The 13,871-nt window shown below is 56.4% G+C and carries 14 protein-coding genes; 9 read left to right on the top strand and 5 right to left on the bottom strand.

Annotated features, from left to right (window positions below; genetic code table 11):
• Positions 1–51: 51 nt before the first annotated feature.
• Positions 52–615 (bottom strand): D-glycero-beta-D-manno-heptose 1,7-bisphosphate 7-phosphatase, encoded by a 564-nt coding sequence (gene gmhB / locus EHO01S_RS16460; RefSeq protein ID WP_024524978.1) that lies wholly within the window; start codon positions 613–615, stop codon positions 52–54.
• Between the two features lie 190 nt (positions 616–805).
• Between gmhB and metN the strand changes: the two genes are divergently transcribed.
• From metN to proS, 6 genes are all read left to right on the top strand, one after another.
• Entirely contained in the window at positions 806–1,837 is a 1,032-nt protein-coding gene (gene metN, locus EHO01S_RS16465; protein ID WP_024524979.1) for a methionine ABC transporter ATP-binding protein MetN, read from the top strand.
• Complete coding sequence (locus EHO01S_RS16470; RefSeq protein ID WP_024524980.1) at positions 1,830–2,483, top strand: methionine ABC transporter permease MetI; 654 nt, start codon at positions 1,830–1,832, stop codon at positions 2,481–2,483. Before metN ends, EHO01S_RS16470 begins: the two co-directional genes overlap by 8 nt.
• A gap of 75 nt (positions 2,484–2,558) precedes the next feature.
• Positions 2,559–3,374 carry a MetQ/NlpA family lipoprotein gene (locus tag EHO01S_RS16475; RefSeq protein WP_024524981.1) on the top strand — a complete coding sequence of 272 codons (816 nt, stop codon included), beginning with the start codon at positions 2,559–2,561 and terminating at the stop codon, positions 3,372–3,374.
• Positions 3,375–3,484: 110 nt separating this feature from the next.
• Positions 3,485–3,907 carry an envelope stress sensor lipoprotein RcsF gene (gene rcsF, locus EHO01S_RS16485; protein ID WP_024524982.1) on the top strand — a complete coding sequence of 141 codons (423 nt, stop codon included), beginning with the start codon at positions 3,485–3,487 and terminating at the stop codon, positions 3,905–3,907.
• The gene (tsaA, locus tag EHO01S_RS16490; RefSeq protein WP_024524983.1) at positions 3,904–4,608 is read left to right on the top strand and encodes a tRNA (N6-threonylcarbamoyladenosine(37)-N6)-methyltransferase TrmO; all 705 of its coding nucleotides are present in this window, start codon (positions 3,904–3,906) and stop codon (positions 4,606–4,608) included. The genes rcsF and tsaA overlap by 4 nt, the downstream gene beginning before the upstream one ends.
• Before the next feature lie 84 nt (positions 4,609–4,692).
• Positions 4,693–6,411 carry a proline--tRNA ligase gene (gene proS / locus EHO01S_RS16495; protein WP_024524984.1) on the top strand — a complete coding sequence of 573 codons (1,719 nt, stop codon included), beginning with the start codon at positions 4,693–4,695 and terminating at the stop codon, positions 6,409–6,411.
• A gap of 63 nt (positions 6,412–6,474) precedes the next feature.
• Here the strand turns inward: proS and creA are convergent, their stop codons facing one another.
• Positions 6,475–6,963 (bottom strand): protein CreA, encoded by a 489-nt coding sequence (gene creA, locus EHO01S_RS16500; protein WP_024524985.1) that lies wholly within the window; start codon positions 6,961–6,963, stop codon positions 6,475–6,477.
• A 200-nt stretch (positions 6,964–7,163) separates the two neighbouring features.
• Here creA and robA point away from each other — a divergent pair, with 200 nt between their 5' ends.
• Positions 7,164–8,048, top strand: coding sequence for an MDR efflux pump AcrAB transcriptional activator RobA (gene robA, locus EHO01S_RS16505; protein ID WP_024524986.1), 885 nt, complete (start codon positions 7,164–7,166; stop codon positions 8,046–8,048).
• A 2-nt stretch (positions 8,049–8,050) separates the two neighbouring features.
• Here robA and gpmB read toward each other — a convergent pair whose 3' ends face one another.
• Positions 8,051–8,698 carry a 2,3-diphosphoglycerate-dependent phosphoglycerate mutase GpmB gene (gene gpmB, locus EHO01S_RS16510; RefSeq protein ID WP_024524987.1) on the bottom strand — a complete coding sequence of 216 codons (648 nt, stop codon included), beginning with the start codon at positions 8,696–8,698 and terminating at the stop codon, positions 8,051–8,053.
• 149 nt (positions 8,699–8,847) lie between these two features.
• On the opposite strand from gpmB, the gene yjjX reads away from it, so the two are divergent.
• Positions 8,848–9,417 (top strand): inosine/xanthosine triphosphatase, encoded by a 570-nt coding sequence (gene yjjX, locus EHO01S_RS16515; RefSeq protein ID WP_024524988.1) that lies wholly within the window; start codon positions 8,848–8,850, stop codon positions 9,415–9,417.
• Here yjjX and trpR read toward each other — a convergent pair.
• Complete coding sequence (gene trpR, locus EHO01S_RS16520; protein WP_024524989.1) at positions 9,387–9,719, bottom strand: trp operon repressor; 333 nt, start codon at positions 9,717–9,719, stop codon at positions 9,387–9,389. The genes yjjX and trpR overlap by 31 nt on opposite strands.
• A 104-nt stretch (positions 9,720–9,823) precedes the next feature.
• Positions 9,824–11,743, bottom strand: a complete 1,920-nt coding sequence (gene sltY, locus EHO01S_RS16525) for a murein transglycosylase (RefSeq protein WP_024524990.1) — start codon at positions 11,741–11,743, stop codon at positions 9,824–9,826.
• Between the two features lie 400 nt (positions 11,744–12,143).
• On the opposite strand from sltY, the gene ettA reads away from it, so the two are divergent.
• Positions 12,144–13,811 carry an energy-dependent translational throttle protein EttA gene (gene ettA / locus EHO01S_RS16530; RefSeq protein WP_035370869.1) on the top strand — a complete coding sequence of 556 codons (1,668 nt, stop codon included), beginning with the start codon at positions 12,144–12,146 and terminating at the stop codon, positions 13,809–13,811.
• Positions 13,812–13,871: the final 60 nt, after the last annotated feature.

The following is a 13,871-nucleotide window of genomic DNA, read 5'->3' on the forward strand; positions in this document are numbered from 1 at the left end:
CAACTTTTTTATCACCTGCGCCATTTTTGACCAAAGCGGAGAAATAAGCGACTATTGGCGAGCTTTAATCGCCTGTGGCAATTGTGCCAGGCTATCCAGCACCAAATCGGCTAACGCTTCCCCTTCCGCTGTCAGCGGCTTGCCGCTACGCACCAGAACTTTACAACCAACTCCGGCCGCCTGAGCCGCCTGGAGATCCTCTATCTTATCGCCGACCATATATGAGGCGGCCATATCGATATGCAGGAAGCGTTGCGCATCCAGTAACATTCCCGGCTGAGGCTTGCGACAGTCACACTGCTGGCGATACTCCGCCACCGAGCCTTCAGGATGGTGTGGACAATAATAGATGCCATCCAAATCCACCCCACGATCAGCCAGTGACCAATCCATCCACTCGGTCAGATGCATAAACTGTTCTTCACTGAACAGGCCGCGCGCGATGCCTGATTGGTTGGTGACCAACACCAGGGCGTACCCCATCGCCTTCAACTCACGTAAGGCATCGATCACCCCATCAATAAATTGAAAGTTATCGCTATCGTGTACATAGCCGTGATCGACATTAATGGTACCGTCACGGTCGAGAAAAATGGCAGGGATCTGCTGGGCCACTTGGGTATTACTCCTCAAAACTGAAATCGGTACACAGTATCGCACGTTTTAGGTCAAAAGAGCGCGCATCATCCTGGTCGTTGATTAGTTGACTTGGACGTCTAGACGCCTTAACATCCACTTCAATTTATAACGTGATTCATATCACTGATGATGACGCTCCAGGCAACGACGAAACTCAAATATAAAAATGATTAAACTCTCTCATATCACTAAGGTATTCCAGCAGGGACAACGCCATATCAAGGCGTTGGACGATGTGTCGCTGCACGTCCCAGCCGGCCAAATCTACGGGGTCATCGGCGCCTCTGGTGCCGGCAAGAGCACCCTGATCCGCAGCGTCAACCTGTTAGAGCGCCCGACGCAAGGTCAAGTCTTAGTTGACGGTCAGGATCTCACTGCAATGAGCACCGGACAACTGACTCGCGCGCGACGCCAGATCGGCATGATATTCCAGCATTTCAATCTGCTCTCTTCGCGAACGGTATTCGATAACATCGCCCTGCCGCTGGAGCTGGATCGCGTGCCGCGCGCAGAGATCAAGCGTCGGGTTAGCGAGTTATTATCTCTGGTCGGCTTGGCAGACAAGCAAGACGCCTATCCCGCCAATCTGTCAGGCGGGCAGAAACAGCGTGTCGCTATCGCACGTGCCCTAGCCAGCAACCCCAAGGTGTTGTTGTGTGACGAGGCCACCAGCGCGCTCGATCCCGCCACGACTCGTGCCATCCTGGAATTGTTGAAGGATATTAACCGGCGCCTAGGGCTCACCATCCTGCTGATCACACATGAAATGGATGTGGTGAAACGCATCTGTGATCAGGTTGCCGTGATCAGCCAAGGAAAGCTGATCGAGCAGGGCAGTGTCGGCGAAGTGTTCTCTCATCCGAAGACGCCGTTGGCGCAGCAATTCATCCATGCAACGCTGCACCTGGATATCCCCGATGATTTTGCCGAGCGGATGACGCCGGAGCGTCGTCCTGACAGCCAGCCATTGCTGCGCCTGGAATTTACCGGTCAGTCGGTCGATGCCCCTTTGATCTCACAGGCCGTGCGCCGCTTCAACGTCGATATCAGTATCCTTAGCTCGCAGATGGACTATGCCGGCGGAGTGAAATTTGGCGTCATGTTGGCGGAATTACACGGCGACGATAGCGATGCCTGTGCCGCCATCGAATTTTTTGAACAGCATCACGTGAAAGTTGAGGTACTGGGTTATGTCTGAAGCAATGATGTGGTTAATGGTACGCGGTATTTGGGAAACCGTGGTCATGACCCTGGTATCCGGCTTTTTCGGCTTCGTCATCGGCTTGCCGGTCGGTGTGCTGCTGTATACCTCACGTCCAGGACAGATCCTGGAAAATGCCAAGCTGTATAAGCTGCTGTCGGCGCTGGTCAACATTTTCCGTTCCATCCCCTTCATTATCTTGTTGGTATGGATGATCCCCTTCACGCGCCTGATCGTCGGTACCTCCATCGGACTACAGGCGGCGTTAGTTCCGCTGACGATCGGTGCGGCGCCTTTCATCGCCCGCATGGTGGAAAACACCCTGCTGGAGATCCCCAGCGGTTTAATCGAAGCCGCGCGTGCCATGGGTGCCACGCCGATGCAGATCATTAATAAGATCCTGCTAGCGGAGGCCCTGCCTGGTCTGATCAACGCGGCCACCATCACTCTGATCACCTTGGTCGGTTACTCCGCCATGGGCGGTGCAGTCGGCGCGGGCGGTTTAGGGCAGATCGGTTACCAATACGGGTATATTGGTTATAACGCGACTGTGATGAATACAGTATTAGTATTACTGGTCATTTTGGTGTATTTGATCCAGTTCAGCGGCGACCGTCTGGTCAAGGCGATCAGCCGTAAATAATAGACCACACCACCATAATGTAGCGATGCACTGACGAAAGTGCGCAACACACCATCACATACAGAAGGATATGCTATGTCAATCAAGTTCAAATCTTTGGCACTGGTCGGTACATTGCTCGGCACGCTGGCGCTGGCTGGCTGTGGTCAGGAGGAAAAAGATCCCAATCACATCAAGGTCGGGGTCATCGTCGGCGCCGAACAGCAGGTCGCAGAAGTCGCACAGAAAGTCGCCAAAGAAAAATATGGCCTGAACGTCGAATTGGTCACCTTTAACGACTATGTATTACCCAATGAAGCACTAAGCAAGGGTGATATCGACGTCAACGCCTTCCAGCATAAGCCGTACCTCGATCAGCAGATTAAGGATCGCGGTTATAAGCTGGTGCCGGTCGGTAACACCTTTGTCTACCCGATCGCCGGTTACTCCAAAAAGATTAAGTCGCTGGACGAGTTGCCGGATGGTGCCCAAATCGCCATTCCGAACGACCCGACCAACCTGGGCCGTTCGCTACTGCTGTTGCAGAAAGTGGGGTTAATCAAGCTGAAGGATGGTATCGGTCTGCTGCCAACCGTGTTAGATATCACCGAAAACCCGAAACATCTGAAGCTCGTCGAACTGGAGGCGCCACAGCTACCGCGCTCGCTGGATGATAATCAGATCGCCCTGGCGGTCATCAACACCACCTACGCCAGCCAGATCGGCCTGACGCCAGCGAAGGATGGCATCTTTGTCGAAGGGAAAGACTCCCCTTACGTTAACCTGATCGTAGCGCGTGAAGACAATAAAGATGCGGAGAATGTGAAAAAATTTGTACAGGCCTATCAATCTGACGAAGTGTATAACGCGGCTAACAAAATCTTTAATGGCGGCGCCGTCAAAGGCTGGTAATTTCCCTCGATTTATCTCCCTTAATCAAGATGGGCCATGCGCCCATCTTGTCATTTCCGTTATAGATTGCTTCAATACTCCCCAATCTCATCAATACCAGGACCTGTTCCATGCGTGCATTACCGTTATGTCTGCTCACGGCCAGCATGACACTCAGCGGCTGCTCCTTGCTGCATCGTGAAGCCGCGCCGATCACGCCTGCGACCGCAGACAAAACGCCGGAAACCGTTACCACGCCGCGTACGACAACACCGCGTCAACCGACCATCGCGTTATATGAGCGGGCAGAAGCACTGATCGGTAAACCCTTTCGCGACCTCGGTGAGGTGAGTGGTAGTGTCTGCCAGAGCCGTCCACATCATAGTGCTCCCAGCCTCAGTACGGCCAAAAAGCGCATGCTGCACAAGGCAGCGCAGCTAAAGGCCAACGCCGTACTCTTACATAGCTGCCAACTGCTTGAGCAGGCCAATGGTTGCTATCGCCAGGCGCTTTGTACCGGTTCGGCTCTGAACATTACTTCGTCAGCCCAATGAATACCTTTCAATTTACACCGATAGGCGTCATCCATTCGCCCTACAAAGAGAAGTTCGCTATTCCACGCCAACCGGGACTAATCAGCGATGGCGGCGGCGAATTGGAACTATTACCGCCCTATAATCAAGCCGATACTGTGCGAGGTTTGGCGGAGTTTAGTCATTTGTGGGTGATCTTTGTCTTCCACCAAACTATGGCCGGCGGCTGGCGACCGACTGTTCGCCCGCCTCGCCTGGGGGGTAACGCACGCGTCGGCGTCTTTGCCACCCGCTCGACCTTCCGCCCCAATCCCATCGGCATGTCGCTGGTTGAGCTTCAGGGGATCGAGACGCGCAACGGAGTACGCCTCCGCCTAGGTAGCCTGGATCTGGTCGACGGTACTCCGGTACTTGATATCAAGCCCTATCTTCCCTTTGCCGAGAGTCAGCCTCAAGCTCAAGCTGGCTTTGCCCAACATGCCCCGGCGGCAGACATGCCTGTGGTCTTCATGCCCGATGCGCAGACACAGATCACCCGGCGCCAGCGCAGTTATCCGCAGCTGGCGCGTTTTATCCGCCAAGTTCTGGCGCAAGATCCCCGTCCCGCCTATCGGCACGCGACGGATGAAGATCGGGTGTATGCGGTACATCTTTTGGATTTCAACCTGCGTTGGCGGGTTAAGAATGGCGTCTGCGAGGTCATTGGACTGGATGCACGTTAGAAAATCATGTCCTTCTCTTTTGGCGCCCCGCTGGCACTGCTAAACTAGACTACTTTTTTTGCTCGTTCGAACGGAACCATACTCATGCGTACTAGCCAATATCTGCTCTCCACCCTCAAGGAGACCCCCGCCGACGCGGAAGTCGTCAGCCATCAGTTGATGCTGCGCGCCGGGATGATCCGCAAACTGGCGTCCGGCCTGTATACCTGGCTGCCGACCGGTCTGCGTGTGCTGAACAAAGTTGAAAACATCGTGCGTGAAGAGATGAACTACGCCGGTGCCATCGAGGTCTCTATGCCGGTCGTACAGCCGGCGGATCTGTGGCAAGAAAGCGGTCGTTGGGAGCAATATGGCCCGGAACTGCTGCGCTTCGTCGATCGTGGCGAGCGTCCGTTCGTACTCGGCCCGACCCATGAAGAGGTCATCACCGATCTGGTTCGCAATGAGATCAGCTCCTACAAGCAGTTGCCGCTGAACTTCTACCAGATCCAGACCAAGTTCCGCGACGAAGTTCGCCCGCGCTTCGGCGTGATGCGTTCGCGCGAATTCCTGATGAAGGATGCCTACTCTTTCCACACCACCCAGGAATCGTTGCAGGAAACCTACGATGCCATGTATGCCGCCTACAGCCGCATCTTTAGTCGCATGGGACTGGACTTCCGCGCCGTGCAGGCCGATACCGGCTCCATCGGGGGCAACGCCTCCCATGAGTTCCAGGTACTGGCGCAGAGTGGCGAAGACGATATCGTCTTCTCTACCGACTCCGACTACGCCGCTAACATCGAACTGGCCGAAGCCATCGCACCGACAACGGCGCGCGCCGAAGCCACGCAGACGATGGAGCTGGTCGACACCCCGCACGCCAAAACCATCGCCGAACTGGTTGAGCAACACCAGCAGCCGATCGAGAAGACCGTCAAGACCCTGCTGGTTCATGCCGCCGAAGAGAGTGGTCATACCCTGGTCGCCTTGCTGGTCCGTGGCGATCATGAACTGAATGAAGTGAAGGCCGAAAAGCTGGAATTGGTTGCTAGCCCGCTGACTTTCGCCAACGAGGCGGAGATTCGCGCTCTGGTCAACGCCGGGCCGGGCTCCCTGGGGCCGGTTAACCTGCCGCTGCCGATCGTCGTCGATCGTGCCGTCGCCGTCATGAGCGACTTCGCCGCCGGTGCCAACATCGATGGCAAACACTACTTCGGTATCAATTGGGAGCGCGACGTAGCCCTGCCGCAGGTCGCCGATATCCGTAACGTAGTCGAGGGTGATCCTAGCCCAGACGGTCATGGCACCCTGCTGATTAAGCGCGGTATCGAAGTCGGCCATATCTTCCAACTGGGCACCAAATACACCGAGGCGCTCAACGCTACCGTACAGGGCGAAGATGGCCGTAACCAACTGATGACCATGGGATGTTACGGTATTGGTGTGACACGCGTAGTCGCCGCTGCCATCGAGCAGAACCACGATGAACGCGGCATCATCTGGCCGGATGCTATCGCGCCGTTCCAGGTCGCCATCCTGCCGATGAATATGCACAAATCTTTCCGGGTGAAAGACGCTGCCGAGCGCCTGTACGACGCACTGCGTCTCAAGGGGATCGACGTTCTGCTGGATGACCGTAAAGAGCGTCCGGGAGTCATGTTCGCCGATATGGAGCTGATTGGTATCCCGCATACTATCGTCATTGGCGATCGTAATCTTGACAACAATGAAGTCGAATACAAATACCGCCGCGACGGCGAGAAGTTAATGATCAGCCTGGATGAGGTTGAAGCCTTCCTGCTAGCTCAAATCGCACGCTAACAGGCTCCCATGCCTGATTCACGCCAACAGGCCGACATCGTCGGCCTGTTTTTTTCCGAGCGATCAGCCTTGAGCGGGCGTGCTCCACGGCATCACCGGCACCGCACTGATGGCGTTTTTCGGCGATCCCTCGACGACGCGATCTGAATAAGATAGGTAAATCAGCACATTGCGTTTACTGTCATAGAAGCGCACGACCTGTAATTTTTTGAAAACGAGGGAAGTCCGCTTACGGAACACGACTTCGCCGTCCGCTTTTTTGTTACGAATCTTTTCGCTCAGGGTAATTGGCCCAACCTGCTGGCAGGAGATAGCGGCATCGGAAGTATCCTCAGCCAAACCGAGTCCCCCTTTGATACCCCCGGTCTTAGCCCGACTAACGTAACAGGTCACATTACTCACCTCTGGGTCGTCAAACGCCTCGACCACGATTTTATGATCGGGACCAAACAGTTTGAACACCGTATCGACGGAGCCAATCTCTTCGGCCTGTGCCGTCCCCGACAAAAAGGTCGCCAATGCGACACATAAGCCAACAAAATATTTATTCACTACATTACCTCTAAAAATTTATAATAACTAAAGTTATTAGTTTAACGGCGGCTAACGCGTTAAATAGAAAGGATAACACGCCATTTTTTTATTATACTGCTTGCCCTTAGTACATATTGCAATCAGCACATGCCGCCGGATCAGGATTGCCTCTCTCAAAGCACAGCAATCGATGTCTACCACCGCATTAAGGAAGCTTTATGGATCAGGCCGATATTATTCATGACCTGTTACACTGGTTAGAAGGACACCTCGACCACCCGTTAACGCTCGACAACGTGGCAGCCAAAGCCGGCTACTCGAAGTGGCACTTACAGCGGATGTTCAAGGATATTACCGGGCAAGCCATCGGTGCCTATATTCGTGCGCGCCGTCTTTCCAAGGCCGCCGCCGCGCTACGCCTGACCAGTCGCCCGATTCTCGACATCGCCTTACAATACCGGTTCGACTCACAGCAAACCTTTACCCGCGCCTTTAAAAAACAGTTCAATCAGACGCCAGCGCTCTATCGCCGCGCCGAAGAGTGGCACGCCTACGGCATGCGACCACCGATCCGGCTGGAAGGGTATAGCATGCCTACGCCTGAGTTTGTCACCTTGCCGAGCCTATCTCTGGTCGGGGTGACACAGAGCTATACCTGTACCCTGGAGCAGATCAGTCGGGTACGCACCGAATTACGCACTCAATTCTGGCGCGATTTTTTGCACGCCGTCCAAGATATCCGCGATATTCCTCCGGTACTGTATGGGCTACACCACTCACATCCGAATCAAGAGAAAGATGATGAGCAGACCATCTGCTATACCACCGCGTTAGAGCCACATCTGCTGCCGAAACAGGTCACTCGCGAAGTACAGTCGATTCAATTGGCGGGGGGGGAATATGTGCAATTCCGTTATCAAGGGCCGACCGAACACTTCCAAGACTTTATCATCGATCTGTATGGCAGCGTCCTACCGACGCTGAACCTGACCCGACGCCGGGGCTATGATATTGAGCGTTTCTATCCGTTGGCGGACTCCGGTCAGCGCCCGCCGAAGAATATTCACTGCGAGTATCTGATCCCCATCCGCCAAACGGCGTAGCATTAACGCAATACTTCATCCATCGATGGTCGAGTCAGATGCTCAACATCTCCCGCTGTCTCGACCACCCAGCCGGACGCCAGCCAAGCGCTCTGCTGGTAATCAACGCGCGACAGCGAACAATTACGTAGACGCAAGCGCCGTTCCGCATAAGGCGGTAGCCCCAAGATGGTGGACAACAGGCAGCCCAACGCGATGCCGTGGCTCACTAACAGAGGGCGACTTCCCTCGGGGAGCGTCAGGCAGTCGTTCAACGCCTGCTGCATACGCGTCCCCAGTTCACTCATGCGCTCGCCCTGCGGAATACAGCCATCGGGCGAGCCATCCAGCATACTCAGGCGCCACTGTTCCTCCTGCGGCGTCAGCGAAGCGAGCAGGCGTGCCTCCAACACGCCCATATTCAGCTCACGCAAGCGGGCATCCAGCGTCAACGGGCAGCCACAGGCGTCGGCGATGATCTCGCCCGTCCGTTGAGTTCGACCCAAATCACTGGCGATCACATGGGTAATACCCATCTGACGCAAACGTACGGCCGCCTGACGAGCCTGTTGCTCCCCCATCATAGTCAACGGGCTATCGGACTGCCCCTGAATACGCCGCTGAACATTCCACTCGGTCTCTCCGTGGCGAATAAGGTATACCTGTCTCATCTCTTTTTTACCTATACTAGGCCGTCACCAGCCACAACTGCGCTTACAGGTCGGGGTTAACCGACCCCTACTCTCGGCGATGTCTCGTGGCCGACGAGCCGCTCGCGAGCCGCCGCCGGACACCACCGTATTAAGGAAACCGGAATCGTATGTACCATGTTATAGCCGCGACCACTAACCCGGCCAAAATACAGGCCATTGCCTTGGCGTTTGACGATACCGTCGGCGCCGGACAATACCGCATCGAGGGGATCGAAGTCGACAGCGGTGTACCGGAACAACCGTTAGGTAGCACGCAAACGCGCAGCGGTGCGCGCCATCGGGTGATTTGCGCCCGACAGTTGCATCCTGAGGCAGATTTTTGGGTCGGGATCGAAGCGGGAATAGAAGATAATATGACCTTTGCCTGGATGACGGTAGAAAACCGCCAGTACCGTGGCGAGGCGCGCTCCGCCAGCTTAACGCTGCCGGAGGCGATCATGGCAGGCATCCGCCAGGGAAGAACATTAGGCCAAGAAATGCGACACCTGAGCGGCATTGATGATATTCATCGACGCGAAGGCGCTATCGGTATCCTGACCCAAGGGCGTCTCAGCCGCACCCGGGTCTACCATCAAGCACTATTACTGGCACTGGCTGCGTTGGCTCCCTGCTATCACCCGGCCCCTCCCGCCATGCCATCCGGCGACTACGCCGACTTTTCCTCCGCCAATAGCTGATGCGTCAGCCACCGTTTGAAATCGGGATCCGCCAGCTTCAGGCTGTTCGAGCCACGGGTAATGGTAGCAATACCGGCACCTAGCTGACTTTTCAGTTCGCGCTGGCTCATCTCTCCCTTCAGCAACTCTTCGATGATGCGCACCCGCGTCGCCAACGCATCACGCTCATCCGGGGTGAGAAACAGCTGTAGCATCGGCGCCTGCCACCCCTCTTGGTAGGCCTGCTGCAACAACTGAATGAAGCGTTGCCAGTCATCCTGCTGAGCCGGTGTATAATCCGGCGTGGTGGTTATCTTGCTCATCGTCTGTGCTACCTCTGACTACGGCTGAACTCTTTAACGAGTACAAGCATATCATAGCGATCCCTTGGGATGTAGAGGCGGGCACCAGCGCCCGACCGACATACTCAGTAGCGCCGCTGCCACTCCCCTTCCGTCAAGATTGAGTCGGGACGATGCATAAAGTGACGATAGTAGGCATCATACGCCAACACATTCTTCACATAACCACGGGTCTCCGAAAAGGGAATACTCTCGATAAAGGCCACCGCATCTATCCGCCCGGCACTATTCGCCAACCAGGTGTTAACCCGAGAAGGCCCGGCATTATAGGCGGCGCTGGCCAGAATACGATTACGTCCCAGGCTCTGGAACACGTACTCCAGATAGCGGGTGCCCAGATCGATATTGGTCTTGGGATCGAGCAACTGACTGCTGTTCTGATAGCTCCCCAGATTGTACATCTTTGCCGTATGCTGGGCGGTCGCCGGCATCAGCTGCATCAAGCCACTGGCACCGACCGAGGAGCGCGCCTCGGGATTCCAGGCGCTCTCCTGACGCGCGATGGCCATGGCGTAACTCTGGGTGATCCCCTTATCCTCGGTCGCCATGCGGAAGTCTTGCCGCCAAGCCAACGGGAAGCGCTCCTGAAGATGATCCCACAGTTTGGCGACAATCGTCGCCTGCACGCTAAGATCGGCCCAGCCCTGCTCCAATGCATAACGCGCCAGCGCCTCCTGTTGCGGGCGCGGCTTACTCGCCACCAAGGCATTCCATTCACTACGCGCGGTGTTGTCCATGTTCCAATACATCAACTCACGGACTCGCGCGATCGCCGGCTCCTGCGCCAACGCGGCATCGGGGCGCTGCGCACGCGCCACCTGTAACGGATAAGGGATCCCCAGGCGCTGGGCCGCCACCATCGGATAGAAGCCACGTTGGCGGGTCAAGGCACGCAAGATACCCTCCCCCTCGCTACGCTTGCCTTGTTCGATCAACGTCAGCGCGCGCCAATAGCGCCACTCGTCCTTATCGCGCACCGAGGCCGGTAAACGCCCCAGCCATTCGCGCACCTGTGCTTGATCGCCCGTCCCCAATGCCATCCGCAGACGACGCTCAAGCAGCGCACTGTTATGACTGCGGCGGATCACCGCATCACGCCAGCGGCCATCGGCGGCACTGACATCGCCGCCCATTAAGCGCCAGGCGATGGTCTCTTCCATACGCTGCCGCTGAGGGGCCGGGATGTGTTGCAGGCGTACCAACGTCGGCAACAGGTCGCGCGCCGCATCGGCGTCCTGACGCGCCAACGAGGTAAAAGCGACCTCGACGACATCGCGGCTAAAGTCGCTAGGCGCCACCTCACGCGCGAACAGCGCTACCCGGCGGGGATCTGCCTGAAGCGCGGTCAGCGAACGGCTCAAGGTCTGGTCGTTGGATGGCAGCTGTTGCAACAGATACTGCACCAACCCCTGATTACCTTTCTCCAACGCCAAACGCAGACGTGCCAATACCGCCTGGGTGCTCTGCCCCCCCGCACCTTTCCAAGCCTCGAATAACTTGTCACAGCTGGCGGGCAATGACTGGCCGCTCAACCAGATCGTCTGTGCCCCCTGCCAGGCCTGTGCCGCATGGCCCGTCACATATTGGGCATAGTAGTAGTTACAACGCGCCGCTACCGGTTTGGGGGGCTGGGGACTGAAGGCCAGTAGGGAGATCCAATCCTCCCGCCGCGCCAACTCGTTGACATAGCGCGCTGGCAGGCTACGCGCCGGCGGTAAGGTCGGGTACTGCTGCAAGAACAGTTTGATCTGCTGCGCGCTAACCTGTGAGAGATCCTGCGTCAGTGCCCGGTAGGCAAGATAAGGATAGAGCGGGTAGTCGCGCAACGTCGGCATCAACTGCTCGACGCTATCCATCTGCTTATTATCCCAGGCCTGCTTAATCTGTTGATAACGCACCCGCTGCGCATCAAGCGAATCCGCCGATGCTGACGCCGCCCCCAACACTAGGCACAATCCGACGCTCCAATAGCGCCATTTGCCCACCATGACCATGTTCTCTTTCCCTTACTGACTCTCGCGCCCCACGCGCGATCCGGATGATTACCGCCCCCACACGTCGTAAGGGGGAGGACTTTGTGCGATTGTATGACAGCGATTTTAGCAAAGCATTCAGCACATCCCGGTATTCTTGCACTCTTTTACACGCACCTCCCGCTGGGGATCGAACGACGAGTCCGTCATTTTTACCCCTTACGCCGTCAACAACGTAGATTTCATGCAAAACCGCTAACGATCGCAAGGAAAGCCGTGTATATCACGCTATACTCGCGCTTTGTATTACACGCTGCCCGCGGGTCGTTGTTATCCGAAGATGAACGGGATACACTCCGCATCCATAGCGATCCGCAGCGTATCCATTCGATAACAAGAGGCTCAGAGCAACGTGGCTCAATACGTCTATACCATGAACCGCGTCGGCAAAATCGTCCCGCCGAAGCGTCACATCCTGAAAGATATTTCCCTCAGTTTCTTCCCGGGTGCCAAAATCGGCGTGCTGGGGTTGAACGGCGCGGGGAAATCCACCCTGCTGCGTATCATGGCGGGGGTCGACACCGAAATCGAAGGCGAAGCGCGCCCGCAACCCGGGATCAAGATCGGCTACCTGCCGCAGGAGCCGAAGCTCAACCCGGAGCAGACCGTACGCGAAGCGGTTGAGGAGGCTGTTGGTGAGGTCAAGCACGCATTGACTCGTCTGGACGAAGTCTATGCGCTATACGCCGACCCGGATGCCGACTTCGACAAGCTGGCCAAAGAGCAGGGGGAGCTGGAGGCTATTATTCAATCCCACGATGGCCACAATTTGGACAACCAGTTGGAGCGGGCAGCCGATGCCCTGCGCCTACCGGCATGGGACGCCAAGATCGCCAATCTCTCCGGGGGGGAGCGCCGTCGCGTCGCCATCTGTCGCCTGCTGCTGGAAAAACCGGACATGCTGCTGCTCGACGAGCCGACCAACCATCTGGACGCCGAATCTGTCGCCTGGTTGGAGCGCTTCCTGCACGATTATGAAGGCACAGTGGTCGCCATCACCCATGACCGTTACTTCCTGGACAATGTCGCCGGCTGGATCCTGGAGCTGGACCGCGGCGAGGGCATTCCATGGGAGGGGAACTACTCCTCCTGGCTGGAGCAGAAAGATCAGCGCCTCGCTCAGGAAGCGTCTGCGGAAGCCGCACGCCGCAAATCCATTGAAAAAGAACTGGAATGGGTGCGTCAAGGTGCCAAAGGGCGTCAATCAAAGGGTAAGGCCCGTCTGGCACGCTTCGAAGAGCTGAATAATACCGACTACCAGAAGCGTAACGAAACCAGCGAGCTGTTCATTCCGCCGGGACCGCGCCTGGGCGATAAAGTGCTGGAAGTCAGTAATTTATCCAAGTCCTACGGCGATCGTCAGCTGATCGATAACCTTTCCTTCGCGATACCTAAGGGAGCCATCGTTGGCATCATCGGCCCGAACGGCGCGGGTAAATCCACCTTATTCCGCATGATCGCAGGTCAGGAGCAGCCGGACGCCGGCGACATCACTCTGGGCGAAACCGTAGTGCTGGCCTCCGTCGATCAGTTCCGTGACGCGATGGATGATAAGAAAAGCGTGTGGGAAGAAGTCTCGGGTGGGCAAGACATCATGCGTATCGGTAACTTCGAGATCGCCAGCCGCGCCTATGTCGGCCGCTTCAACTTCAAAGGCACCGATCAAGGGAAACGCGTCGGTGAACTGTCCGGCGGTGAGCGTGGTCGCCTACACTTGGCCAAATTGTTGCAAGTCGGCGGCAACATGCTGCTACTCGACGAACCGACCAACGACCTGGACGTCGAAACCCTGCGAGCGCTGGAGAACGCCCTGTTGGAGTTCCCAGGATGCGCGATGGTGATCTCCCATGACCGTTGGTTCCTCGACCGTATCGCCACCCACATCCTCGATTATCAGGATGAAGGGCGTGTCGAGTTCTTCGAAGGTAACTTCTCGGAGTACGAAGAGTACAAGAAACGCACCCAAGGCGCAGAGGCGTTGCAACCGCACCGCATCAAGTACAAGAAGATCACTAAGTAAGCGCCGGCCATGCCAGTAAACGGGCTCCTACGGGAGTAATGCCGATCAGTTAAGGATCGG

This window comes from Edwardsiella hoshinae NBRC 105699 = ATCC 33379 (genome assembly GCF_000474215.1).
Classification (GTDB): Bacteria; Pseudomonadota; Gammaproteobacteria; order Enterobacterales; family Enterobacteriaceae; genus Edwardsiella; species Edwardsiella hoshinae.